19 protein-coding genes are annotated in these 25,310 nt (G+C 64.0%); 8 read left to right on the top strand and 11 right to left on the bottom strand.

Features of this window, described 5'->3' with window-relative positions; translation table 11 throughout:
• Positions 1-669: 669 nt before the first annotated feature.
• Together ACYQ6J_RS13745 and ACYQ6J_RS13740 are read left to right on the top strand one after the other, a co-directional pair.
• Complete coding sequence (locus ACYQ6J_RS13745; protein WP_460184758.1) at positions 670-1,029, top strand: hypothetical protein; 360 nt, start codon at positions 670-672, stop codon at positions 1,027-1,029.
• Between the two features lie 155 nt (positions 1,030-1,184).
• Positions 1,185-1,556: a hypothetical protein gene (locus ACYQ6J_RS13740; RefSeq protein WP_460184757.1), complete on the top strand. Its 372-nt coding sequence runs from the start codon at positions 1,185-1,187 to the stop codon at positions 1,554-1,556.
• Positions 1,557-1,738: 182 nt separating this feature from the next.
• On the opposite strand, the gene ACYQ6J_RS13735 is transcribed toward ACYQ6J_RS13740, so the two are convergent.
• The 4 genes from ACYQ6J_RS13735 to ACYQ6J_RS13720 form a co-directional block, all read right to left on the bottom strand.
• Positions 1,739-2,239 (bottom strand): TrmH family RNA methyltransferase, encoded by a 501-nt coding sequence (locus tag ACYQ6J_RS13735; protein ID WP_460184756.1) that lies wholly within the window; start codon positions 2,237-2,239, stop codon positions 1,739-1,741.
• Between the two features lie 72 nt (positions 2,240-2,311).
• On the bottom strand, positions 2,312-4,276 hold the full coding sequence (locus tag ACYQ6J_RS13730) for a hypothetical protein (RefSeq protein WP_460184755.1): 1,965 nt from the start codon (positions 4,274-4,276) through the stop codon (positions 2,312-2,314).
• 118 nt (positions 4,277-4,394) lie between these two features.
• Entirely contained in the window at positions 4,395-5,375 is a 981-nt protein-coding gene (locus ACYQ6J_RS13725) for a PfkB family carbohydrate kinase (protein WP_460184754.1), read from the bottom strand.
• The gene (locus ACYQ6J_RS13720) at positions 5,372-8,311 is read right to left on the bottom strand and encodes a hypothetical protein (protein ID WP_460184753.1); all 2,940 of its coding nucleotides are present in this window, start codon (positions 8,309-8,311) and stop codon (positions 5,372-5,374) included. The genes ACYQ6J_RS13725 and ACYQ6J_RS13720 overlap by 4 nt, the downstream gene beginning before the upstream one ends.
• 507 nt (positions 8,312-8,818) lie before the next feature.
• On the opposite strand from ACYQ6J_RS13720, the gene ACYQ6J_RS13715 reads away from it, so the two are divergent.
• Positions 8,819-9,667, top strand: coding sequence for a hypothetical protein (locus tag ACYQ6J_RS13715; protein WP_460184752.1), 849 nt, complete (start codon positions 8,819-8,821; stop codon positions 9,665-9,667).
• A 125-nt stretch (positions 9,668-9,792) separates the two neighbouring features.
• On the opposite strand, the gene ACYQ6J_RS13710 is transcribed toward ACYQ6J_RS13715, so the two are convergent.
• From ACYQ6J_RS13710 to ACYQ6J_RS13695, 4 genes are all read right to left on the bottom strand, one after another.
• On the bottom strand, positions 9,793-11,613 hold the full coding sequence (locus ACYQ6J_RS13710) for an ATP-binding protein (protein ID WP_460184751.1): 1,821 nt from the start codon (positions 11,611-11,613) through the stop codon (positions 9,793-9,795).
• A gap of 153 nt (positions 11,614-11,766) precedes the next feature.
• The gene (locus ACYQ6J_RS13705) at positions 11,767-12,642 is read right to left on the bottom strand and encodes an HDOD domain-containing protein (protein WP_460184750.1); all 876 of its coding nucleotides are present in this window, start codon (positions 12,640-12,642) and stop codon (positions 11,767-11,769) included.
• A gap of 440 nt (positions 12,643-13,082) precedes the next feature.
• Entirely contained in the window at positions 13,083-14,468 is a 1,386-nt protein-coding gene (gene pgk / locus ACYQ6J_RS13700) for a phosphoglycerate kinase (RefSeq protein ID WP_460184749.1), read from the bottom strand.
• Between the two features lie 619 nt (positions 14,469-15,087).
• Positions 15,088-15,267 carry a hypothetical protein gene (locus ACYQ6J_RS13695; protein ID WP_460184748.1) on the bottom strand — a complete coding sequence of 60 codons (180 nt, stop codon included), beginning with the start codon at positions 15,265-15,267 and terminating at the stop codon, positions 15,088-15,090.
• On the opposite strand from ACYQ6J_RS13695, the gene ACYQ6J_RS13690 reads away from it, so the two are divergent.
• Both ACYQ6J_RS13690 and ACYQ6J_RS13685 read left to right on the top strand, forming a co-directional pair.
• Positions 15,266-17,044, top strand: coding sequence for a 30S ribosomal protein S1 (locus tag ACYQ6J_RS13690; protein ID WP_460184747.1), 1,779 nt, complete (start codon positions 15,266-15,268; stop codon positions 17,042-17,044). The genes ACYQ6J_RS13695 and ACYQ6J_RS13690 overlap by 2 nt on opposite strands.
• Positions 17,045-17,328: 284 nt before the next feature.
• Entirely contained in the window at positions 17,329-18,180 is an 852-nt protein-coding gene (locus ACYQ6J_RS13685; protein ID WP_460184746.1) for a sigma-70 family RNA polymerase sigma factor, read from the top strand.
• Positions 18,181-18,283: 103 nt separating this feature from the next.
• Here the strand turns inward: ACYQ6J_RS13685 and sucD are convergent, their stop codons facing one another.
• The 3 genes from sucD to polX form a co-directional block, all read right to left on the bottom strand.
• A complete protein-coding gene (gene sucD, locus ACYQ6J_RS13680; RefSeq protein WP_460184745.1) occupies positions 18,284-19,162 on the bottom strand; it encodes a succinate--CoA ligase subunit alpha in 879 nt (292 codons plus the stop codon).
• Positions 19,163-19,198: 36 nt separating this feature from the next.
• Positions 19,199-20,398 (bottom strand): ADP-forming succinate--CoA ligase subunit beta, encoded by a 1,200-nt coding sequence (gene sucC / locus ACYQ6J_RS13675; RefSeq protein WP_460184744.1) that lies wholly within the window; start codon positions 20,396-20,398, stop codon positions 19,199-19,201.
• A gap of 129 nt (positions 20,399-20,527) precedes the next feature.
• Positions 20,528-22,246 carry a DNA polymerase/3'-5' exonuclease PolX gene (polX, locus tag ACYQ6J_RS13670; protein WP_460184743.1) on the bottom strand — a complete coding sequence of 573 codons (1,719 nt, stop codon included), beginning with the start codon at positions 22,244-22,246 and terminating at the stop codon, positions 20,528-20,530.
• A 316-nt stretch (positions 22,247-22,562) separates the two neighbouring features.
• Here polX and lexA point away from each other — a divergent pair, with 316 nt between their 5' ends.
• The 3 genes from lexA (at position 22,563) to gatA (ending at position 25,307) form a co-directional block, all read left to right on the top strand.
• Complete coding sequence (gene lexA, locus ACYQ6J_RS13665; protein ID WP_460184742.1) at positions 22,563-23,207, top strand: transcriptional repressor LexA; 645 nt, start codon at positions 22,563-22,565, stop codon at positions 23,205-23,207.
• 144 nt (positions 23,208-23,351) lie between these two features.
• Positions 23,352-23,645: an Asp-tRNA(Asn)/Glu-tRNA(Gln) amidotransferase subunit GatC gene (gene gatC / locus ACYQ6J_RS13660; RefSeq protein ID WP_460184741.1), complete on the top strand. Its 294-nt coding sequence runs from the start codon at positions 23,352-23,354 to the stop codon at positions 23,643-23,645.
• A 90-nt stretch (positions 23,646-23,735) separates the two neighbouring features.
• The gene (gene gatA / locus ACYQ6J_RS13655) at positions 23,736-25,307 is read left to right on the top strand and encodes an Asp-tRNA(Asn)/Glu-tRNA(Gln) amidotransferase subunit GatA (protein WP_460184740.1); all 1,572 of its coding nucleotides are present in this window, start codon (positions 23,736-23,738) and stop codon (positions 25,305-25,307) included.
• The last annotated feature ends 3 nt before the right edge of the window (positions 25,308-25,310 follow it).

Raw genomic sequence — 25,310 nt, 5'->3', positions numbered from 1 at the left:
TCATATCCGGCCACCGCCAAGCTCCCCGGGGGCACTTGCCAAGACGGACCCTCCCGCCGAAACCGTCGCATCCGTTGCTCGACCCCCGGCCCATGCCGCAGCCGAAGGCGGATGTATCGTTTGGCCGCGGTCTCGGTCGGACCCGCGGGTAAGAGGGCGGAAGCGTACCGAACATTGACCGAGCGATCAAGGGCGAATCGGGAAAAAGTTGTTGCCCACGAATAGAAATGTCTCCTGATTGTCACAAATCGAAGTGTCGCCTGCTGATGATTCCAGGAACTGCGCCATTGCCCGGCGCGGTTGCGCTGCCCGACGGCAAACTTTGCGGGCTGTAGCGGCTATCCGGAGTCGCCGATCGCGTTTGGGCCGGGATGGGCCTTTTTTCGCAGCAAAACACGGGGTTTCCCGTTCACAAAGTCTCACCCGCGCCGCCGATTCAAGCCGAATCAACAGAATAGACGGCCCTACGCGGATGGAACGGCGACTGCGCATCGATTCCATTCGCGGGATCGGCGGCGGTGCCGGGGTCGGCGGCAAGGAGGTCCGTTCCCCCGATTCGCGGTGTCCGGTGAATGTTCGCCGGTAAAGCGGGCATCGCGCGGAAAGATGACGGGTTCGCGCAACGGCGCGGCGTGGGAGATTCAGAGATTTCGAGAAAGGATTCGATCGATGCGGCACTCACATTTTCGGATCGCGGCGGGCGTCACGGCGCTTTTGTGGCTAACGGCGTGCGGGGCGGATTTCGCCGCGGCCCAGGCCCCTTGTCCCAACTGCCCGCCCGCCGGCGTTCGCGCCGCGGACAATCACCGCGTGGGCGATTTGTTCCCGAGCTATTGGGCCCCGATGGCACCGGGCAATCTCTCGGCCCCGTTGTACGTTTCGCCGGTGCCCACGCCCCCGTACGTGGGTCACACCTGGGTGACGTACCAACCCCTTTACCCGCACGAATTCCTGCACAAACACATGAAAGTGTATTGGCGGCAGAATCCGCAAGGAGGGTGGACGCGCACGGTGGTGGGCTGGTACTAGAGCAATCGCCCGATCGGGTCGTCCGCGTCGGCGCGATTCGGTCAAGGACGGACGCGCTGGGTCGGGCAGCCTGAGGCAAGTCCCGGCGGAGCGGCGGATCGAAGGCGCTTCGCACAAACGGCATCCGTAATCCCGCTGGAAACAAGGAACTCGTTATGAAAGCAAGAGTCGGTATCGCGTTGTTGACGATGGTCGCCTTGAGCCTGAGCGCAACGGCGGCCTGGGGAGGGGAGAACACGTTCTTCGGTGCCCGGGCGCAACGCCGCGCCGCGTGCGCGCCATGGCACACGGGCTACGCCAACGCCGCGTGGGGAGCGCCCATCGCCGTGGTGGTGCCGCCCACCGCGGAGTTCCAGACGCATTGGGGATGGGGAGTGGGCAATACCCGCGTCAACACCATCGACCACCAATTCAGCCGCAATTGGCCCGGCCCGGCGGAAGGCGGACGCCCCATCTTCCGAGGAGCGCCGTCCTGGCCTCACGACACCGACCAATTCGGCTACAACTACGTTCGCGGTCCGTGGTGAGCGACTTCGCCCGATCATTGCGATTCGTTCTTTACGCGAACGTAATGCGACCCTCTCCGCCGCCGGCTTATGCCGGCGGTTTTTGTTTTCGCGGCGTGCTGCATGGATCGTCGATCGGCGGCGAGTGGTAGACGCCCCAATCGTCCCCTCGTCGCGCCGCGCCGCCGGCGAGACCCCGGTTCTCAACCCGATGGGTATTGCCGGCAGTATTCGTACATCGCCATGGCGGCGGCGGTGGCCACATTATGCGCGTGCGGCAGGCCGTAAACGGGAATCTCGACCACGGCATCGAGCAACCGCAGAATCTCGTCTTCGATGCCCAACCGTTCGTGGCCGATCACCAAGACGCACCGACGCGGGAACGCGAATTCGTAGATGCACCGCGAGTCCGAGGTTTGCTCCAGCCCGATCAGCGGATAACCCTCCGCCTTGAGACGCTTCAGCACCGGCGGGAGCGTGCGATGGAACTCGATCACCAGTTCGGGACCGGTATCCCGGGCGATCTCGGGCAAAATGCGGGCATTGCCGCAACAGATGAGCCGACGCAGGCCGCAGCAACCCGCCGCGCGAACGATCCGCGACAGGTTGACGTTGCTCTTCATGGGCGGACAGGCGAGGATCAATTCCCGCGGACGCACCAGCGGGAAGGGCGCGCGATGACGCTCTTGGACGAACTCGCTCATCGGCGGCGGATTGCCCTCCCGATCTCCCTCCCGACCGTACGACTTGATCGACTTCGCTCTCGATTCATGGATTCATAGCGAGCGGAGGAATTCGCACAGGTCGTGCAGTTCTTGGTCGGTGAGTTTATCGATTTCGCCCGCCACGTCGCCGTGCCGGCCTTCGCGGAAGACCTCCTCCAGCGTCAGATAGTGACCGTCGTGCATGTAGGGCGCGGTGCGCCATACCTCGATCAGCGACGGCGTGTCGAATTCCGAGACGCGATCGAATTTGCCCTTGGAATTCACGTCGTGCTTGCGAAGATCGGTGTACAACGGTTCGGGGTGGCAATGGGCGCAATTCAACCGGGAAGAGAAGAACAACTCGCGTCCCCGCTGCGCCGCCTCGCTCAAGCGACCGTCCACCAAGTACGGACTGGGAATCGGCTGAAGCGACTTCAGGTAGGCGTCGATGGCCTGGGCGTCCTCCTCGGGTCGCACCGCGAACTGGATGTGCCGGATGCCCGACCGCACGGCGGACTCGGCGTCGGGGCGAACGCCCTCCCACATCGAGGGCGGCGTTTGATGGGCCAGCAGCATGCTCTTGTTGTTCTTCGGCGTGCCGATCCCGTCGTTCAAAAGGTCCCAGTTCAAACCGTCCACCCGGGCGTCGGGATGGCACGAGGCGCAGCTTTGCCAGTGCTGGAAGCACAAGGCGGCGTCGTAGAAGAACATTTCGCCGCGGCGCTCCAGGCTCAATTCGGGCTTGGGGCCTAAATGGAGGTAGCTGATGCGGCGGTATTTCGACGCCGCCGGATCGATCACGGCCAGCATGTTCCCGAAATAGACGGCGGTGTAGATCTTGCCGTCCGTCACGCACAGGCCGCGCGGTCCCTTGGGCACCTCGTCGATGGGCCGTTCCAAATAGTCGTAAGGACCGGTGCCGTAGATGGGAAATCGCTCTTTGATGCCGACCAAGAAGGAGAGGTCGTTGGGCACGTCGCCCGCGGTCAGCGAGGTCTGCGAACCGTCGTAGCTCACGCCGGCGGGCGGTTCCTTCGGCAGTGCCGCCAGCTTATCCAGCAACGGTTGCCATTGCACCATGGTGACCTCGTCGCTGGAGGCGTGGGAGACGTACACGCGACCGTCGCCCGGACAAACCACCCGCCAAGGCAAGGCCGCGCCCAGATCGATGTCGTCCAGCAGCACCGTATTGACCCAGGCGCGATTTTCCACGTCCACGATGGATAGCGCGTTCGTGTTCATCCAACCGCGTTCCAGTTGGGTGGTGGGCATCTGGTACCGGGCCAGGATGTGTACGGCCACCACGTGCTTGCCGTCCGGCGTGACCTTCAAGTCGTGCAGGTCGGTGGTGCCGTTGGGCAGACGGATGCGGCCGCCTTGCAGCGTCTCGGCGTCGAACCAGGAGATCTCCGCCGCGACGTCGAATTCGTCGGCCCGATCCAGCGGCAGATAGTTGGCGACGAAGACGGTCTTTCCGTCGGGCGTCACCGCCGTGGCGATCGGTTCGCGAATGACACTTACCGTCCGGGTGATCTTGCCCGAGGCAAGGTCCACGACCGCCACTCGGTTGAGGAAGCGATTGCAGACGTAAAGCCTGGTTTCGTCGGGCGACAAGCTGGGACCGCAGGGGAAATGGCCGAGCGCGATTCTGGCCGTTTCGTTGCCGGAGGCGGCGTCCAGTGCGACCACGACGCCGTCGGTGATGCCCGCCGTCACGTAGAGCTTGCTCCCGTCGCGACTGACGATCATTCCGGAGGGATCCGCGGGGACTGGGATCCATCGGACCGCCTCGCCCTGGGCGCGGTTGACCACGGCGATCTTGGCGGCGTCCCGGCACAGGACGTACAGCGTGCCGCCGTCGGGAGATGCGACGATCTCCGTCGGACCGAGGAACTCTTGGGCCGCGCAGAGGCGGGACGGTCCGGCAACGTCCGGGCGATCCATCACCGCTCCCATCACACCCCATGCGACCGCGACGACCAGCAACCGGAATCGCAGGGCACGATTCTCCCAAAGGCCGAAACAAAGCTGCGACATGGCCGCTCTCCCGGGTTGAAGCACTTAGAGGCGAGACGTTCGCCCCAAGTATAAATGAGGGAAAAGGCCGTGTCGATAAGCCGACGGACCGGTGCATTGAGACGCCGCAGACCCCGGCTTATTCGACGGCTAAGAACTCCATGACGGCCCGTTCGTCGGGGACGTTGTCGGCGTGATCGACGGTTCCCGCGGCACGGAGTGCCGCCGCCGCGGACGCGAGGCGAATCCTTTCCGCGAGCGCGCTATCCCGCGCTAAGAGAGCCGCATAGACGCCGTGGAAGACGTCGCCGCAACCGGTCGTGTCCCGCGTCGCGACGCGATAGGCCGGTTGATGCCGCACCGCATTGTCCTCGCGAGCCCGGTAATGGCAGCCGTGTTCGCCGTGGGTGATGACGACGGCCTGCCGCCGTTCGTTCCAGAAACGGCGAACGGCTTCGGCGGGATCGAGGCCGGCATCGCGGAACCACCCTCGGGCGAACCGCAAGCCCACCACCAAGTGATCCACCAGGGGCAGGATTTCGGCGAGTAGCGGTCCGGAGTCGCGTTCGAAGTCGGCCACGATCGGTACGCCGAAATCCGCGGCGGCCCGCACGGCGCGAAGTGTGCCCGGCAATCCGTGATGGTCGATCAGCAGTACCTTGGCGCCGCGGATAACCGGGAGCGGAGGAGCGTCGTCGGCCGGTCCCGGTTCACCGGTGCGATAGGCCAACACGGTCCGGGTGCGCTGTTCGGGATCGACGAGCACGGTGGAATGGACCACGCCGCCGCCCGGCCAGGCTTCGGCATGGCGAAGGTCGATTCCCTCCGCCCGAAGACGCTCGCCGATGAAGCGGCAAAGCTCGTCGTTGCCGAACCATCCGGCATAGGCGGCTCGGGCGCCGAAGCGAGCGGCAGCCAAGAGGGCCGTTCCCGCTAATCCGCCGCATCGCCGTGACCTGTGCGTCACGGTGATTTTGTCGTCCGGTTGGGGGAAACGCTCCAGATAGAGCACGTCGTCCACGGCAAGACTGCCCAAGGCCAGCACGTCGCAGGCGGTCGGGGCGCCGTCCGCCGTGTTGAGTGCTTGCCCGTGCGTTGCCGAAGCGGGTTGGCCGTTCATTCGCCCACGTCCCGCAGTTCGGCCTGCGACACCTGGTAGGGCGCAAGGACGGTGGCGAAGAAGAGGCGTCGCGGGCCGCTCACGCCGATTTCCCGCGGCAGCGACAGTCGGCCCAAATCTCCCTGAAATTCGATCACGGGGACGCCGTTGGCCGTCACCGTGATGGAGTCCAATCGGACCTGGCAAATGACCGTGTTGGGGCGCGCTGTGCGAAAGATTTGGACCGCACGGAGCGTGGGGTTGGCGGGGTCCGGGCCCTTTCCGTCGTAGTTGGCCAAGAAGGCGTAGTGAGCGTTGCTCGTGGTCTGGAGCCAATCGAGAACGGCGACGGCGGAGGAGCGACCGAGCGGCAAGCCGATCATGAACGCCCCTTGCCCGGACACCGGCGGCGGATTCTGCTGCCCCCTTCCCCGCGGCGGCGTAGGCCGGGGGAGCGGTTGCAGATCCAATACGACGTCGTATTCCTCCGGCGGCAAGACCTGGAAAACGACCTTGGGGAGAGGCTCGGGCGCCGAAACCAGCATTCCCCGTCCTGCTTGCCAGGTCCCTACGAAGGCCGCTTTCCGCGACGCCGCGGCGGCAATCAAATTGACGACTCGTCCGCTTTCCGCCAAACGCTGACGCACGCGCGCCAGATTCTCGCCGGATTGGAATCGCTCGGTTTTGAGGTACCAATAGCCGGCCCGGCGCCGCACGGCGGCCTTCTCGGCATCGTTCAGCGATTCGGCGTATGCCCACCAATCGTCGGCGATGCGCAACTGTGCCGAGGGCGAGGTCGGCGAAGCCAGGTCGTTGCGCGCGGCCGCCCGCAGCACGGCGTGCTCGGCTTTGGCCAGGTAGGGCAGGCCGGTCTTCCAATCCTGCTTGACTAGGCAGTAGAAACGCCCCACCGTCTCGTTGGCGGGCGGATCGTCCTCGTTCGTTTGCAAGGCGGCCAAGGCGTCTTCGATGGACTGGTAGGCCGTCGCCAAGCCTTGGGCCTGATCTTGCGCCTGCTTGAAGGCGTCGCGGAGCACCAAATCGCGAGCCTCCTGGGCAATTCCCTCGCCGATCTCGGCCAGCGACTTGGCGGCGTCGTAACGGTCCTCGCGAACCGCCGAGCGGACCAGGCTCTGCAATACGGTCAGGGCCGGTTCTCGCGCTATCAAAAGCTTGCTCTTGCGAACCTCGCCGAGCGTCTCGACGTGGACCTCCCAGACGTCGCGCTGGAATTCTGCCGCGATGGTCTCGCCGATTTGCACGGCCAGGAAGGGATCGCCCGCATTGACGGCCAAGTCCCTCGCCTCCATGCGGAGCGCGTAACGGAGTGCGGGGTCGCTCTCTTGGTTGGCCTCGTTCATGAAGGTCCGAGCCAGAAGGGATCGGGTTTCCGGGCGATTTGCGTCCGCTAACTCTTTCCGATACTTCTGCTGAAGGGCGTTTTTGGCCTGAGCCTGATCGGAGAAGGAAGGGACGGGGCGGCGGGCATCCGCGACCGCGGCGGGCGTTGCGGCGGGCGGCGGCGCGGAACCCTCGTCGCCGGCCAATTCCTGGGGCGAAAGTTCGGTCAGCTCGGCGTTCAGCGAGTGCCGGCCCAAAGTCGGCAGTCCCTCGCAGCCCCGCAACAGTTCGGTGTCGTAACCAACAGCGATCTTCATGCTGTCCGTCGGAACACGTCCGCGCATCGGTTGCACCGTGAAACGGTTTCCCGTCCCGAAGTCGGAGCCTTTCAGCGTCCAGGTGATGCGGCGATCACCCGGCTGAAAAGCCACCACGGCCTTGGGAATCCCGCTGCCGTCGAAATCTCGCAGCGGCAACGGACTTCCATTGAGGGACAACGTCGTTCCGCCGGATGCGGCCAGCGGCGACTCGACAATCAGTTCCACGCCGACGACTTGAGGAAGGTCTTGACCGCTGACACGGAGGATGCCTTCGAGGCGAAGTTCCAAATCGGCCTTTTCCAGGCCGTAGCGCGTGAGAAGTCGGTCGATTTCGCCTTGCCCGAATACATCCCCCGGCGCGTATCGCAGCACAACGCCCAGGTCCTCGCCGCCCACGGTGATCCGTCCCAACAGGCCGGGGAGCAGTTCCGCGGCTTGCGACTCCGCCCGGTCGCCCGATCCGGTTGCGGGGGGCGTTCCGCCCGGCACGCTCACAACCTCGGAGGCGGGGGCGGCGCCGGTGGCGGGCGAGGCGGTCGGCGGAATCGGTGCGGGATTCGTTGAAGTCGCGTTCGCCGATTGCGAGGCGGCGCCGCCTTGGTTCGCGTGGCTCGATGCGGACCAACCGGGGATGACCTCGGCAGGGGATGCGGACAGGTCGCCCCGGGCCGAATCTTGGGAGGCGGGGCGTTGATCGGGCGGGACGTCCGCTGTTTCCCTCGGTCGCGGGAGGGAGTCCACCACCAAGTACACGCCCGCCGCAATCAGGATCAACGTGGCCACGCCGGCCGCCGCGCCGGGATGGTTCCAGAGGTACAGGATCACCCGCCACGGCAGCGTGACCCAGGCGAGAATCTTGGCTGACAACGACTTTTGCGCGCCGGTCGTCGGCGTCACGTTCCACGCTTCGCCGCCTGCGCCGTCGGTCCGACCTTCCAGCGGAGAGGGCATGCTCCGCGGCATGCCCGAAACGGACGTCGGCGTGGAGGCGGGCATCGTGCTCGCGTCGCGACCAGCCTTGAGATGCCGCAAGAGATCGTCGTAGGTCGCTCGCGTCGCCGGATTCAGCAGCGTAGCCCGCGCTTGCGAAATCTCCCGCAGAATGCGCTGCGCCGTTTCCCGGTGCGGGCCGCTTTCCATCTGACGCAAGAACGCCGTTTGGCGCTCGGCGGCCTGCTCGATCACATCGGGATCGTGTTCGAAGAGGGGGATACCCAGCAAGCGGTAGTGGTCGGGGGGCTGTTCGCCGGGCGGGATTCCCAACCAGACATGGTAGGCGTCGAACGGCCGCGTCATCCGACCTCTCCTTGACACGCGTGCGCACGGCGCGTTTCAGCGGCACGCTTCGCCGTAAAACCGCCGAGCTAGGCAGTCCTTCGGCGCACGCCGCGCCCCGATGCCACACGCCGAAAAACTCTGTTCCGAAACGGCGGATGGAAAGAAAAAGGGGATGAAAACGAATGGCCCTGTATAACTCTTTTCAGTTTACCTCTCGCGCCGGATGCAGTACAACCCAATTACAGGGCGATTCGCGGGGACGAGAGAACGGGATGTGCGGAAGGTACGCGATACGCAGATCGCGCGGGCAACGCAGAAACCGCGGCGGCGGCGTAACCCACTGCTCCCCGGAAGTGCTAAGCTTTCACAGAGGCAAGCGGCGATTTCAGAGTTGAGGCCCCTTTCGCGACCGCGGCGTGCGCCCCGGTCGGCGCGACCCCGTCGCGTTCCCGAATCGCCGCCGCCTGATAATGCCGCGCCTTCGCGGATCGTGCCAGGTCCCTGTAATTGAGTGAGGGTTCCAACATGAAATTCCTCATGGCGATCAATTCCCTGCTCCGCACCTTGGCGGGGTTGGCGTTCGTCGGCCTTTTGGTCGCCGTGGCCTACTTCGGCTATACGGAGTATTTCGCGCGGGAACGCGCACAACAGGCCATGAAGGCGGAACTGGATGAGACCAAGAATAAGCTGGCCCAAACCGCCTCGGAATTGCAGGAGCGTTTGAAACAGGTGAACGTGCTGACCGAGCAAGTGGCCGACTTGCGGACCGAAGTCGCCGAAAAGCAAAAGCAGATCGAACGGCTTCAAACGGCGGTGCGATTGCTCAAGGTCGATCGCCGCGTGGCGTACTTGGATTGCTTGCGGCTTCAGCCCGGCGACGATCAAAATCCTCCCCGCGCGCAACTCCGCTTCGTGGAGATCGACCCGCAAGGCCGCCCCGTCGGCGAACCGCGATTGCTGGAGGTGATGGGCGACAAGGTCTACGTGGACGCCTTGGTGGTCAAGTTCGAGGACCGCTTCGTGGAGGAGTCGGACCCGTTGCGGGCGGCTTCTCTGTGCCTCTTTCAACGGATCTTCGGCGATCGCCAAAGCCCGGCCCAAGGCGTCCTGGTGGACGAGGAGGATCGGCAACCGCGGGTGTATCAGTCGGGAAACGCGATGACGGACTTTGAGCGGGAATTGTGGCGGCAATTCTGGGACTATGCCCGCGACGAAGAAAAGGCCAAGGCCGCCGGCATCCGCGCCGCCCACGGTCAAGCCGTTTACCTGGCGATGGAACCGGGAACGCGCTACAAGATCACGATTCGCGCCTCGGACGGTCTGACGTTGACGCGAGAAGGTCCGATCCCGGCGGATCTGAACGGCGCCCTTTGATGGGCTGAAAAACGCACCGCTCGCCGGATTGTCTCATCCCGTCCGCCTGGGCAAGGCGGCGAGAGCTTGTCGCGCTGGGTCGGTCGATCCGGGGTGGCGGTCGGTGCGGCGCCGCCCAAGGTGTTTCACGCCGTGGAATCGGCGACTTCGGCGTGCGACAAGCTCAGGTATCGCCGCACGGTCTCGACCAGCACGTCGCGGCGAATCGGTTTGGTGAGATAATCGTCGCAACCGGCCTGAAGGCATTTTTCGCGGTCCTCGGGCAAGGCGTGGGCCGTGACCGCGACGATCGGTCCTCGCCAGCCTGCTTGGCGGAGCCGCGCACAGGCTTCGTAACCGTCCATGACGGGCATCTGCATGTCCATCAAGATGAGGTCGAAGGGACGGCCCTCGTTCAGCGATTGAATGGCCGCCTGCCATCCTTCGAGGCCGTTCTCCGCCGTCTCGGGTTCCCAACCCGCCAAGTGCAGGAAGCGCCCGATCAACCGGCGATTCTCGGGCGAGTCTTCGACGAGCAGGATGCGTCCGCGGGGGACTTCCGCGACGTCCTCCGAAGGTTCGAGGCGGGCAACGGGTTCCGCGGTCGGCGTCGATGCTTGGGGGGCGGAGCTTTCCTCGGGTAGACGGTGAATCAACTCCACGCCCGGCAGAAGTTCGGCGTCTAAAGAGACCGTGAAGGTGCTGCCCTCGCCAAGGCGACTGGAGACTTCCAGCGTCCCGCCCAAGGCGTGGACCAATCGCTGCGCGAGGGTCAAGCCCAGCCCCAGTCCCCCGTGCCGTCGCGTGGAGGTGCCGTCCAATTGGTGGAACGGTTCGAACAGTCGAGCGAGGTCGTCCGGCGGGATGCCCGGTCCGGTATCTCGCACGAAAAACCGGATTTGCGACCTGCCGCCGACCTTTTTCAGCCAGCTAAGCCCCAGCACGATCTCGCCGCGTTCGGTGAATTTGACGGCGTTGCCGACCAAATGCAGCAGGATTTGCCGCACGAGCCTGGCGTCCGTGGTAATGAGCGAGGGGATGGGAAAGGCGTATTCCGCGCGGATCGTCAGTCCTCGCGATTCGGCTTGAGGTCGCGCCCATTCCAGAATCTCGTCCACGATCCGCCAGGGACGGCATTTGCTTTTCTCGATCCGCAACTTTCCGCGATCGAGGACCGACAGTTCGAGGATGTCATCCACCAGGGTGAGCAGGGCGCGGCTCTGGCGGCGAATGACTTCCAAGTGGCGGGACCGCGCCTCGGGGTCGGCCTCCTCGGCCAGCATGTCGGTGTAGCCCAGGATGGCCGTCAGCGGCGTGCGCAATTCGTGGCTGATGTTGGACAGGAACTCGTTCTTGGCTCGGTTCGCGGATTCGGCTTCGCGGCAGAGTTTTTCCCACAGTTCGCGTTCCCGCTGTTGCCGGATGCGCTCCTCCCGTTCCGTGACCGTGCCGATGAAAGTTTCGCCGCGGGCAAGGCGGAGCATTTCCTGCTCGGCCGCCTGGTGCTCAACCCGCGTACGCAGTTCCTGGAACAAAGTCTCTCCGTGGAGCAAGCAGGCCGCCATGGCCGTGGTCAGACGCGTGATGATGGCGGGTTCGTCCGCCGGCGGCGGGCGATCGGGTGAGACCGGTCGGGCCGCCGACATGATGACCGACCTGCCGACGTCCAGGCGGGCGGCCAACACGTCCATGGTCGCCTTCAAGCCCGGCACGCGCACGGACCAAGCGCCGCGATCACGCAGTCCTTGCGACGCCTGCTCGATCAAGGTCTCGGTGTGGCGGGACGAAAAATGCTCGGACCAACCGGGACCGCTGACCCGCGCCCCGGAGGATTCGTCCACGACAAGCCAAACGGTGCGACCGCCCTCTTCGATCAGTCGGTCCGTGCCGGGGTTGCGACCGACGGTGAGCCCGGGGACATCGACCGTCCGGACCAGATCCTCCAGATTCGATACGCGGAGTTCCATTGCGAAGGGCCTCATGCGGTAAGGCGGGCTTTTTCGCTCGGCGCAGACCTCGCAAACGCGTCGCCTCGTTTCCTTCTTGCCCCTTTGCAAACGGTCGTGCCGGCGGGTCGGCGGCGTCCCCTGCATCGGTTGGGACGCGCGCCGGACCGAGCGTCAGATTTGAAACAGCCCCGATTGCGCCGACAATTCGTCGTCCAAGTCGGCGGCCAAGACCTTCAGATCCGTCGCCGTCAATCCTAGGGCGGCCACGCTCTGGGGATTGAAGCGCAACAGATTCATGCCGACCGACGGCATGCCCTTGAGGGTGCATATCAAGTTCGCCACCTCCACGCAGCGGATCAGTGCGATGTGCTCGCCGCGATAGGCCGCCGCTTGGTGGTGATAACGGATGGCCGCCGTCGCCGAGATCGGGAACGACCATTGCTCGGCCAAGGCGGCGCCCAGTTCCACGTGGCTGAACCCCAAGACTTGCGTTTCCACCTCGCACAGCGTCACCGATTCCTGCAAGGATTCGATGATCCGCACGAATTGCGAGTGATAGTGCTGGTCGATCAGGATGATGCCGATATCGTGCAACAACCCGGCCAGGAACACGTCTTCGAAATTGCTGATCCGCAAGCGCATGGCGAGCATTCGAGCACACAGCCCTACGCCCACCAAATGCCGCCAAAGCTCGGTGCGACGATACGGGCCTACGCCGTCGCCCGCCTTGAAGAGATCGGAAACCGTGGCGGTGACCGCCAGGTTGCGGATTTGCTTCAAGCCCAGGTAGGCGATGGCTTGCTGCAAGTTCGTAATCTTGGACCGCAGGCCGTAGGCCGAGGAATTGACGCAGCGGATGACCCGGGCGCTGAGCGCCGCGTCGGCCTCCATCACGGATTTCAGATCAGCGGCGCTGGAATTCGGATCGTCCGCCACGCGAATGATGTTCAGAGCGACCTGGGGCAGCGTAGAGATCTCGTGGACCCGCTGCGCCGCGCGAACGGCCTTCTCTCCGGCGAACCCCGACGTTTGTGCGACAACGCTCATGCAATCCCCATTCACATTGGAAACCTTCAGGCATGGCGGCGCATCCCACGACCGCCGCCGGGGCCGACGCCCCTAATTTCTTCTCTCCGAAGAGAGATATTTCCTTCCAACCATAGCTTGCATTCGGCGCGCGGGTCGGTAGAAAACCTTGCACGGCGGGGTTCGCGCAGGAGGGTTGTTCCGATGATGCCGGGGAGGACGCAAGCGGCGACCAGCGGCAGGCGCAAGCGGCGAAACGCGGTCGGCGGAGGCGGTCCACTGCGTCGCCACTGGAAAAGGAATGGCAACGAAAAAGGCCGGCCCCCGGTAACGGATCGGGAAACCGGCCTTTCGTATGTCGAACTACGGAGAAAGCCGAACAGGCTCTTATCAAGAGGGAAACCCCGCGAGCGCCGCGAGGTCCCTCATTCGCCGGAACCGCGCCCGGCCCAGGGGAACCGTCACTTGGCGGCCATTTCCAGGGCGACCAGGAACGGGACGGGATCGCTTCCCAATGCGTTGAGCACGGTACCGCCCGCCGTGAAGTTGTAGATTCCCCACGAGGGATCTCCGTACTTCTCCAGGGCCTTGCCGCCCTCGCCGCCGCCGACAAAGACCTGGACCCCGGCGTCCTTGAGTCGCTTCAACTGCTTCACGAAGCGGCGCGTCCCCTCTTCGAACTGAGGCTCCTCGAACTTGCCGAAAACACCGTTGTGGAAGGCGACCGCCGGTTCGTTCAGACCCTTGGCCCATTCGATGAACTCGCCGATCTTCCGTTCGAAAAGCTCCGAAGTGGCGGGACCGACGTCCAATTGCTGTTCGCCGGGGCCGATCGTTTCCGATACCCGACCGTCTTGGAGCACGAAATCGACGGGCATGACGAACTGGATGCCCTTGTCCCGGCCTTCCGAAAGGATTCGCTTCGCCTGCTCGATGCGGTCTTGGGGGATGAAATACGGCTTGTCGGAGTGGGCCGGATCCTCGGCCACGCCGATGCAGAAGTCCTTGCCTTCCAATTGGGCCGACGCCTTGATCAGACCCACCGCCAACGAACCGGCGGTGAAGACCCAGCGAATCTTCCCGCGACTGATCATCGCTTCCAAGTCATCCAGCTTGTCGATCTTCAGGCCGCTGGAGATGACGAGTTGGGCGTTGAGGCAGGTGGTCAACGGACCCGAGAATTCGCCGTAGGAATACTCGCCCAAAGCCGCCTTGTCCATTGCGGCGGGGACGACGACCGAGGAGGTATCCAGACTGCCCGCCGAAAAGGCCTCATGCACATAAACCTTGCCGATCTTCGAAGCGAATTCGTTGGCGATCTTGGCAAGCCGATCGGCCAGTTTGGGGATATCCGCCGCCTTAGCCTTCCAAAGAATCCGCTCCATATCGTACTTGCGGGTATTCTCCAAGAGGATCAAGTCGCCGGGCTTGGCTTCGGCGAGGGCGGCCTTGACCTCGGGGCGAATCGTGTCCGTGTCGGGATCGAACCAGTCGGCGATGAGCTGAACCGGATGACCCATGATCTCGCTGATCCGCTTTCCCACCTTGTCCAGGCTGAGTTGAGGATCGCGGCCGATGTGGCCGAAAATCACCTGGATCCATCCCCGATCCCGACCGATTTGCAAGGTCTCTTTCATGGATCGGAGGCGGATGTCGCCCTCTCCGACCTTGGCCCCCGGCTTAGCGTCCAAGTCTCCGCGAACCAAGACCACCGTGCCGCTGGGTACGTTCGTCAGGTCTTTGACCCGGGGAATCCGCTTCAGATAGGTGGCCAGCCCGAGGTTTTCCTTCTCCGGGCCGATCAAGCGATTCAACCACGACTGCATCTTCTCGGCGGTCACTTCCATCACGCTTTCTCCTTGAACTAGTAAGAATGCCCGCATCGCCGCGCTGATGTCGCCGCGGACTAACTCGAAACTAGGCTCAAATCCCTCTCCGAAGAGGGGTGCGGCAGATTTCCCTCCCGCACATATATACCAAAAACCCGCGGGAACCGCTAGAACCAACCCCCCTGAAGAGCGGTTTTCTCGTCTTAAACCCGCCTCAAATGCTCGCCTCGGCCGCTTCAGCGTCTCGGCGGGATATATCGAGAGACAATCCCTCTTCGGAGTGGATAAGGTTCAATTCCCACGGTTTCTTTGGCGAAATATCGGCACCCGGACCGCAACGCGTGCGGTACGGCAATTGTGGCGGGTCTCGAAAGTCGATATACTACGGTTCTCTCTCGGCGGTCGCGGTATCCCCTGCGAGGGTAGGGGACGACTCGTCGGAGGCGGCGCACCCGGAGGACTTTCCACCGCTTTGGGCATCGGTGTCTTGTCGAACCGCGTCGCCGCCTGCGATGGCCGCCCGGTTCCGAACACCCTCCCCCGCGAACGGTCCCTCGAAGTGCTCCGGCGGCAAATCTGCGATCTTTCTTACGAAGGGATTGTTCCCGCGGTTCCGTTCCGACTTTCGGCACCCCGCCTATGCCGAACGCAACAGGCGGCGGCGTTTTTCGGCGAAGCGATGTTCGGCGGACGGCGAGCGACCGTCCGGCTCGCGGCTTTTTTCGCCGATGTCGAACGTGTCGGGGAGCGTTTCGCGGATCGCACGGTGATTGTCCGCCCTTTCCGAGTTTTTGCCCGTTGGTGTTTTTTGTCTCATGGTTAATCGAAATCTGATTCGTGGTTTGGATCCTTCTCCGGAAGAGTGGGAAGCGGAACTTCAGGAGGCCTCGGCGGGCCTCCCGCCCGAGGAATGGGTGCTCTCCCACGAAGACGTCTCCGTCAACCAGATCGTGGAGGGGCGTATCCTTCGCGTGGAGCGAGACTTCGTCGTCGTGGACGTCGGCTACAAGAGCGAAGGGATCGTTCCGCTCTCGGAGTGGGAGGAAGGCGAGGAACCGCCCAAGCCCGGCGATATCGTCAGCGTGCTGGTCGAGGATTTGGAAGACCAGTTTGGATTGGGCGACGACTACCGCGGCATGATCACCCTCAGCAAGCGCAAGGCGGAGAAGATCCGGGCGTGGATGCGGGTGATGGAGACCGTGAAGGAGGGCGACGTCGTCAAGGGCACGGTCACCCGCAAAATCAAGGGCGGATTGCTCGTCGACATCGGCGTCAACGTCTTCCTGCCCGCCAGCCAAGTCGATATTCGCCGCCCCTCCGACATCGGCGAGTACATCGGCCAGACCATCGAGTGCCTGGTGCTCAAGATCGACGAAGCGCGGCGCAACATCGTGGTCAGTCGCCGGGCGCTGATCGAGCGGGAACGGGCCGAGAAAAAGGCCCAACTGCTCACCGAATTGGAGGTCGGCCAACTCCGCAAGGGCGTGGTCAAGAACATCGCCGACTTCGGCGTCTTCGTGGACCTGGGCGGCATCGACGGACTCTTGCACATCACCGATATGAGTTGGGGCCGCATTAATCATCCCTCGGAGATGGTCTCGATCGACCAGGAAATCGAGGTCATGGTCCTCGATATCAACCGGGAAAAAGAGAAAATCGCCCTGGGACTCAAGCAAAAGACGCCCAGTCCTTGGGAGGATATCGAACTGCGCTATCCGGTCGGCAGTCGCGTCAAAGGCACCGTGGTCAACGTGATGAACTACGGGGCGTTCGTCAAGCTGGAGGACGGCATCGAGGGTCTGGTGCACATCAGCGAGATGTCGTGGACGCGGCGGATCAATCACCCCAGTGAGGTCGTTCAACTCGGCGACGAGGTCGAGGTGGTCGTGCTGGGGATCGACAAGAACAAAGAGGAGATCTCGCTCGGCATCAAGCAGACCGCCGAGAACCCCTGGGATCACGTCGAGGAGCGCTATCCTATCGGCGCGGTGGTCAAGGGCACGGTCCGCAACCTCACCAATTACGGCGCGTTCATCGAATTGGAGGAGGGAATCGACGGCCTGCTGCACGTCACCGATATGTCGTGGACGCGCAAGATCACGCATCCCAACGAAGTCCTAGAAAAAGGACAAGAGGTGGAATGCCGCGTCCTCTCCGTGGACAAGCAGCGACGCCGGATCGCCCTGGGACTTAAGCAGATGGCCGAAGACCCCTGGGAAAACTACATCCCCAGCAAGTACCAACCGGGCCAGATCGTCAAGGGAACGGTCACCAAGATCACCAACTTCGGCGTATTCGTGGGCCTGGAGGAGGGCCTGGAGGGCCTGCTGCACATCTCGGAATTGGCCGACCACAAGGTCGATAACCCCGAGCAGGTCGTCAAGCTGGGCGATGAGATCGAGGTCAAGATTTTGCGAGTCGATCACGACGCCCGCAAGATCGGCCTCTCCCGCAAGCGCGTGGAATGGGCGGAGGAAGAGGAGCAGGCGGCGGAGGGCAAGAAGGCCGAGTCGCCCGCTCAACCGCAGCAAGAGTTGAAGGGCGGATTGGGCAGCGGCGGTCCGCTGATCCAGGGCTTCGGCCAAGACGGTTGACCCCTTTTCCACCCAAACCGTTTCGCGCATTGCGGAGCGTGAAGAGCACGTCGCGACGGCCCGTCGGCGAACCCACCCGCCGGGCCGTCTTTTTTCGCGCGGCGCGATGCATTGCCGCCGCGACCCGCCCTCCTCGCGCCAATCGCTATGCACGGAAGAATCCCGCCGCGGCGCACATTCGCGCCATCTTGTTACCGGAACGCTTCCCTCCAGCGCGACGGTCCGGAGCGTCGATAGCCCTTTCAAGGGAAAATCTTCCGAGCAGGCAGCGACGCTGATATCCCATGAGAAAAATCAAACGCAAACCGTTCGATGAGGATCCTTCCAGCCATTCGCCGCTGGAGACCTACCTCCGCGAGATCAACGAGACGCCGTTGCTTTCGCCCGAGGAGGAGCAGGAACTGGCCATCGCCATCGGCAACGGCGATCCGGTGGCCCGGGACCGCATGGTCCGCGCCAACCTCCGCCTGGTGGTCAATATCGCGCGGAGTTACACCGGCAAAGGTCTCAGCCTGCAAGATTTGATCGAAGAAGGCAACCTGGGGCTGATGCGGGCGGTGGAGGGCTTCGATCCCGCCATGGGAACGCGATTCTCCACCTATGCGAGCTATTGGATCAAGCAGTCGATTAAACGGGCGCTGATCAATTGTGCCAAGACCGTCCGCATTCCCGCCTACATGGTGGAACTGCTGTCGAAGTGGCGCCGCGCCACGGCCCGCCTGACCGAGGAACTCGGTCGCACCCCCACCGCGGAAGAAATCGCCCGCATTCTCGGCGTGCCCCGCAAAAAACTCTCGATCATCAAAAAAGCCATTCGCATCTACAACCTCACGCCGCAGACCGACCAGGGCGACAACGGTTGGTCCTTGGGTGAAATGATCGAGGACGAACGCTTCCGATCCCCCGACGACATGCTCGTGGAACACGACAGCATGTTCCACATTCGCGAGAAGCTCCAGACCATGGATCCGCGCGAGGCTGCCGTGCTGAAGTTGCGGTTCGGATTGGAGGATCGCCAACCCCGGACCCTCAAGGAGATCGGGGAGGTCTTGGGATTGACGCGAGAACGCGTCCGCCAGATCGAGTGCGAGGCGTTGGAAAAGCTGGCCCAGGCCATCGAGGGCAAGTCGGCCTGAAAACCGGACGCGACCGCGCCGTGCGTGCCGTTTTTACCGTCGGACTACGCAGCGGCGCGGCAAAATGCCGTACAAGCTTTACAAGACGCCCCCGCCGAGTCGATCAGCAACCGGCGGCAAGCGCACGCTTCATGGCGGCGCCCATGTCGGCAGGGCTTTCCGCCACGACCACGCCGGCCTCGTTCAAGACCTTGATCTTGTCGGCGGCGGTGCCTTTTCCGCCCGTGATGACGGCGCCCGCGTGTCCCATCCGTTTTCCCGGCGGCGCCGTGCGACCGGCGATGAAGGCGGCGACGGGCTTGGAGAATCGAGTGGCGATGTACTCCGCCGCTTGCTCCTCGGCGTTGCCGCCGATCTCACCGATCAACAGCACGCCCTCCGTCTCGGGGTCGGCCGCGAACAACTCCAAAAGGTCCGTGAAACTGGACCCGACGATGGGATCGCCGCCCAGCCCCACGCAGGTGGACTGTCCCAACCCCAATTGCGTGAGTTGCCAGACCGCCTCGTAGGTCAGTGTGCCTGAGCGACTGATGACGCCGATCGATCCGCGGCGGTGGATGTATCCCGGCATGATGCCGATCTTGCAGGCATCGGGGGTGATCACGCCGGGGCAATTCGGCCCGATCATCCGCGCGCCGGCGGCGCGGACGGCGGGCATTACGCGAGCCATGTCCAGCACCGGAATGCCTTCGGTAATGACCACGATGGTGCGAATGCCGGCATCGACGGCCTCGAGCACGGCCTCCGCGGCGAAGGGCGGCGGCACGAAGATCATCGTGGCGTCGGCGCCCGTGGCTTGCACGGCCTCTTCCACGGTGTCGAAGACGGGGACGCCCTCGGCTTCAGTACCGCCTTTGCCCGGCGTCACCCCGCCCACCACCTTCGTGCCGTACTCCAGGCATTGGCGGGTATGAAAGCGGCCGGCCTTGCCGGTAATGCCCTGGCATAAAACCTTGGTATCTCGATCAACCAATATACTCATGGCGGAATGGTCTCTTGCTGGTTCTCCGCGGGGATATCACGCGGAATCGGCCGCATTGCAGGCCGCCACCACCTTCTTGGCGGCATCCGTCAAATCGTCGGCGGCGATGATGTTCAGGCCGCTTTTTTGTATCAATTCCCGGCCCGCTCGGACCTCGGTGCCTTCCAGCCGAACCACGAGCGGCACGTGGAAGCCCACCGATTGATAGGCCGCGATCAGCGCCTCGGCGATGGTGGTGCAGCGCATGATGCCGCCGAAAATGTTGACCAACACCGCGCGCACGTTGGAGTCGCTCAACAGGATGTGAAAGGCCTCGGTCACCTGCCGCACATCGGCGCCGCCGCCGACATCGAGGAAGTTGGCGGGCTTGCCGCCGTGCAGCATGATCAGGTCCATGGTGCTCATCGCCAGGCCCGCCCCGTTCACCAGGCACCCGATGTTGCCGTCGAGTTTGACGTAGCTCAAGCCGGCGGCCTGGGCACGCACTTCCGTCGGCTCCTCCTCGTTCAGGTCCCTCATCTCCGCCCATTCCGGATGGCGGTACGCGGCGTTGTCGTCGAAGTTGATCTTGGCATCCAAGGCCAGCAATGTGCCGTCCTCGGTGACCACGGTCGGATTGATTTCCAGCAGGCTGCAATCCTGCTCCAAAAAGCAGCGGACCAGAGCGGGCAGGAATCCGGCGGCGGATTTTTCGCCCGATGCGTCCAGGCCGAGTTTTCCGGCCAGCTTTCGGGTCTGGAAGCCGCGAAGGCCCGCCCAGGGATCGATCGGCTCATGAAAGATGGCCTCGGGCCGCTGAGCGGCGACGGTCTCGATCTCCACGCCGCCCTCCGCGGAAGCGATCAGGACCGGCTTGCCGCGATTGCGATCGACGACCATTCCCAGATACAACTCGCGGCGGATGGCGCATCCGGCCTCCACCAAGACGCGGCGCACCACGCGACCGTGCGGCCCCGTCTGCGCCGTGACCAACGTCTTTCCCAGCATCGCCTCGGCCGCCTTTTCCGCCTCTTCGGCCGAGCCGACCAATTGCACGCCGCGCTGGGCCGGGTTCTCGACGAACGTCCCTTTCCCCCGGCCTCCCGCGTGAATTTGGGCCTTGACCACGGCGCGGGCGACATTCAAACGCCGGAAGGCCTCGGCCGCATCCGCCGCCGTTTCCACGGCCTCACCCCGCGGCACTGGCACCCCGTATTGCGCCAGAAGGGCCTTGGCCTGGTATTCGTGAATTTTCATGGTTGCCTACCGCGAAAGAGTCCATCGTGGTCGCCGGACCGCATCGCCGGGCCGTTACAAGGGGAAGTCGTTCAGCCCGGGGGCGACCGGCGACTTTGCGGACCGAACCTGAACTCGCCTTACGGGGCGTCAACCGCCGCGGCGAAGGAACTTGCGGAACTCGCCCCACGGCCGCGTGTTGAGCACGTCTTCCCGCGTCAGCCCGCCCCGCCGAGCCTGCATCACCCCGAAGCGCATCGCTTCGAGACCATTTATGCTATGCGCATCCGTCGAAATAACAATAGGGACTCCGTGTCGTTTCGCAGCCGCGCAGGCCGTATCGTTCAAATCCAAACGGCGGGGATGGGCGTTCAATTCCATGGCCTTCCCGCATTCGGCCGCCGTCGCCAGAACGGCCTCCAAATCGACCTCGTAGGCGGGGCGTTCCCCCAGCAATCTGCCGGTAGGATGTGCGATCGCACACACGTAGGGGTTCCGCAGGGCATCCACCATCCGCTGCGTGATCCGCTCCCGCGACTGGTTCTGACCGAAATGGACACTTGCCACGACCCAATCCGCCCGGGCCAAGACCTCGTCCGGCAAATCCAGTCCGCCCTGTTCCAAAATGTCCACCTCGATTCCCTTGAGGATGCGGATGCCTTCGATTTCGGCGGCGATGCGATCGATCGCCTCCCATTGCTGAAGGACCTTGTCCGGGGTCAATCCCCCTGCCACGGTCACGCGCTGGGAGTGATCCGTCACGGCGATGTAGTCGTAGCCGCGTTCCCGTGCCGCCCGCGCCATTTCCTCCACCGTGGCCATGCCGTCCGTCCACGTCGTGTGCATGTGCAAATCGCCCCGGATGTCCTCCTGCGCGATCAGTTCCGGCAATCCTTCTCCCAAGGCCCAGTCGAACTCCCATCGCCCTTCGCGGAGTTCCGGGGGAATCCACGGCAATCCCAGCGCGGCGTAGACGCCCTCCTCATCCTCGCCCGCAATCCGATCCTCGCCGCGAAACACGCCGTACTCGTTGATCTTCAGCCCGCGATCCTTGGCCATGCCGCGGAGCACGACGTTGTGCTCCTTGGAACCGGTGAAGTATTGCAGGGCGGCGCCGAAGGATTCTTCCGGAATGACCCGCAAATCGGCGTTCAGACCGGCCTGAAGTTCGACGGCGGCCTTGGTGGTCCCCTCGGCCAAGATTCGCCGCACGCCGGGGAATTTTTCGAAATGCCGCATCACCGCCTTCGGGTCGTCGGCGGCGGTCAAAATGTCCAAGTCGCCGACGGTCTCCTTACGGCGGCGATAACTGCCCGCCGGTTCGCAGCGCCGCAACCCCGGCGCAGAGGCCAGATGGGCCGTTAAATCGCGGACGAGTTGGTCGGCCTGATACCACAGGATGCGTTGCGACTCGGCCATGGCCGCTCGAAGACCCTTCAAGATATTCTCCTCCGTCTTAGCGCCGAAACCTTTCAATGCCCGCACGCGATGGGACTCGCAGGCCGCCAGCAAATCCTCCAAGCCGCGAACATTCAATTCCCGATACAACATGGCCGCTCGTTTGGGTCCCAACCCCTGCACGCGGAGCAGCGACAGCACGCTCTCGGGAAACTCCGCCTTTAGCTCTTCCAATAGCGACAGCGTGCCCGTGGTCAACAGTTCGGCGATCTTCTCGGAAAGGTCGTCGCCGATGCCGGCCAACTCCTTCAGGTCGCGGCCCGACTCGACCCATTGCGAGAGCGGTTCGACCATGTCGCCGATGGTGCGTGCCGCCGTGCGATACGCCCGAATGCGAAACGGGTTCGCCCCTTGGAACTCCAAGAGGTCGGCCACCTGATCGAAGACCGCGGCGATTTCGGCATTGGTCACGGCGAAACGTTCCTTGATGCAAAGTGAGGGAGGACGCACAGCGGGCGGAGAACTCGGACGACCTACCTTTTTTTCAAGTGACATTGTACGCCGCCGCCCCGCAGGGCGACACGCGAGTCGGGTTTCCGTCGTCGCAACGTGAGGCGGTCGGGCGAGTCGATCCGTGCGAAGTCGGCCCGGCAAGACGGCGGCGCGGGACGCACACTGCCCTCTTTGTCGCGGGAGGGCCGCTGGAGCCGATTGACCGCTAATGTGTCGATTTGTACAGTATATAAAGGCGTTGCGGCGAGGAAGCCTTTCTTTTCGGAGAATCGTTATGAATCGGTCCGAAAACTTGACCGAGCGGCAGAATGAGATTTACCAGTTCATCCGCAAGAAGATTTTGACGCGGGGCTACGGGCCGACCGTGCGCGAAATCGCCGAGCACTTCAATATCCGCTCGCCCAACGGCGTGATGTGTCACCTTCGAGCCTTGGAGGCCAAGCGGTACATCGCCCGATCGCCGAATCTTTCTCGGGCGATTCGTCTGTTGGGGGATCGCCCAGCCGCAGAGAGCGTGGAGCGATCCAACGAGTCCCGCGTCAATGGTCTGCCCTTGTTGGGGAGGATCGCGGCGGGACGTCTGCACGAGGCCGTCGAAAACGCCGAGTCCATCGACTTTCATCAAGTGTTCGACAATCGTCGGGGCGATCTGTTCGTTCTACAGGTCCACGGCGATTCCATGATCGAGGCCCAAATCGCCGACGGCGACTACGTGGTGGTGCGGCGGCAAGAGACTGCCGAGCCGGGCAGCATCGTGGTCGTCCTGACCGACGACAACGAAACCACCCTGAAACGCTGGTTTCCCGAGCGGCGCCGCATCCGCCTTCAGCCCGCCAACAAGAAAATGAGGCCGATCTACGTCCGTCAAGCGCGGGTACTTGGCGTGGTGGTGGGCGTTGTGCGAAAATTGGGGGCTTAGAGCGGGCGAGCCTTCGCTCGGTTCACGCCGCCGGCATTGCCGTCCGTAGGTCCAACCCCGTCGCCGCGCCGGGCGGTGATTCGGAGATTCCGGCGGGCAAGCTTGGGGCGTTCTGACGCCGCGCGGCGCTTAGGAGGAGGACGGATGGCCGTTTCCGAACGGGAAATTCGCAAAGTCGCCCTGTTGGCCCGACTCGAGTTGACGCCCGAAGAAGCCCGCATGATGGCATCCCAGTTGAGCCGCGTGCTGGAATACATGGAACGGCTCGCCGGGGCGAATACCGAGGGCGTGGAACCGCTGGCGCACGCCGTGGAAGTGACCAACGTTCTCCGCGAGGATCGCGTGGTCCCCGGTCTGGATCGCGAGTCGGCCCTGGCCAACGCCCCGCACCGCGACGAGGAGTGTTATCGCGTCCCCGCCGTGTTGGGCGAAACCTGAACGCCCGCCGGGGCCGGGAAAACGGTCGCGGCGAAAAAAGGGCTTCCCGGCGAGATCGCATGGGCATCGAGCAGGATTGGATGGTACGACATGGCTTCCTTGTCGGAACTCTCGGCCGGCGAACTCTCCGCCCGGTTGCGTCGCGGGGAGTGCTCGGCCGTCGAGGTCACCCGGGCGTGTCTGGATCGCATCGCCGCGGAGGATGCCGCGGTCGGGGCCTTTCTTTCCGTCGAGGCGGAATGGGCTTTGGCCCAGGCTGAGGCCGTCGATCGACGCCGCCGCAACGGCGAAACGCTTGGCCCTTTGGCCGGCCTCCCCGTCGCCGTCAAGGACAACCTATGCGTGCAAGGCCGGGTCACAAGCTGCGCCTCGCGGATGCTGGCGAACTTCCGGCCTCCCTATCATGCCGCGGTCGTGGAACGTCTGCTCGAGGCCGGCGCGGTCATCGTGGGCAAGACCAACCTGGACGAGTTCGCCATGGGCGGATCGACCGAAACCTCCGCCTTTCATCCCACGCGAAACCCCTGGGACCCGACGCGTATCCCCGGCGGTTCCAGCGGCGGAGCGGCGGCCTGCGTCGCCGCGCGGATGGTGCCCTTGTCCGTGGGGTCGGATACCGGCGGATCGATTCGCCAACCGGCGGCCTTGTGCGGCATCACCGGCTTGAAGCCCACGTACGGTCGCGTCAGCCGCTTCGGCCTGGTCGCCTTCGCCAGCAGCTTGGACCAGATCGGACCGCTCGCCCAATCGGCGGAAGACTGCGCCCTGCTTCTGGAAACTTTGGCGGGACACGATCCTCGCGACTCGACGTCGCTTCAGCGACCGGTGCCGAATTACCTTTCCGAATTGGAAAGCTCACTCCAAGGCTTGCGGATCGGCTGGGTGCCCGATCAGTTCACCGAGGGACTGGACGACGAGGTGGCCGAGGCCGTCCGCGAGGCGCTTCGGGCGTACGAAGAACTGGGAGCCGAAACCGTCGAGGTGTCGCTGCCGCACGCGCGTTTCGCCGTGGCCGCCTACTACATCATCGCCCCCAGCGAGGCCTCCAGCAATTTGGCCCGGTACGACGGCGTCCATTACGGCTACCGCACGGACGAAAAGGCGATGCTGGCGGAGCTGGAGGAGGAGCGGCGAGCCTTGCAATCGTCGGGCGACACGCAAGCCCTGGAGGACCTGGATTCGCCCCTGGTGCGGCTGTATCGCCGAACTCGAGCGGAAGGCTTCGGCGCGGAGGTCAAGCGGCGGATCATGCTCGGCACCTACGCGCTCAGCGCCGGTTATTACGACGCCTATTACCTCAAGGCGCTGAAGGTGCGACGCCTGATCCGCGAGGACTACGACCGCGCCTTCGCCGAAGTGGATGTCATCGCGGGACCGGTGACTCCCGCCCCGGCCTTTCGACTGGGCGAAAAGCTCAGCGACCCGCTGGCGATGTACCTGTTCGACCTGTACACCGTGGGCGCCAATCTGGCGGGACTGCCTGCCATGTCGATCCCCTGCGGCTTCAGTCGGGACGGCCTGCCGATCGGTTTGCACCTCCAAGCGCCGGCCTTGGAGGAGGGGCGTTTGCTGCGGGTGGCGCACGCCTTGCAGCGGATCACGGACTGGCACCGGCGGCGACCCGCCCCCCTCGAGGCCGCCGGGATGGACCATCTCGGTTGAAGG

This window comes from Thermopirellula anaerolimosa (assembly GCF_054657335.1).
Note: the sequence above shows the minus strand (reverse complement) of the source record. Positions and strands in the feature narration are given on the sequence as shown.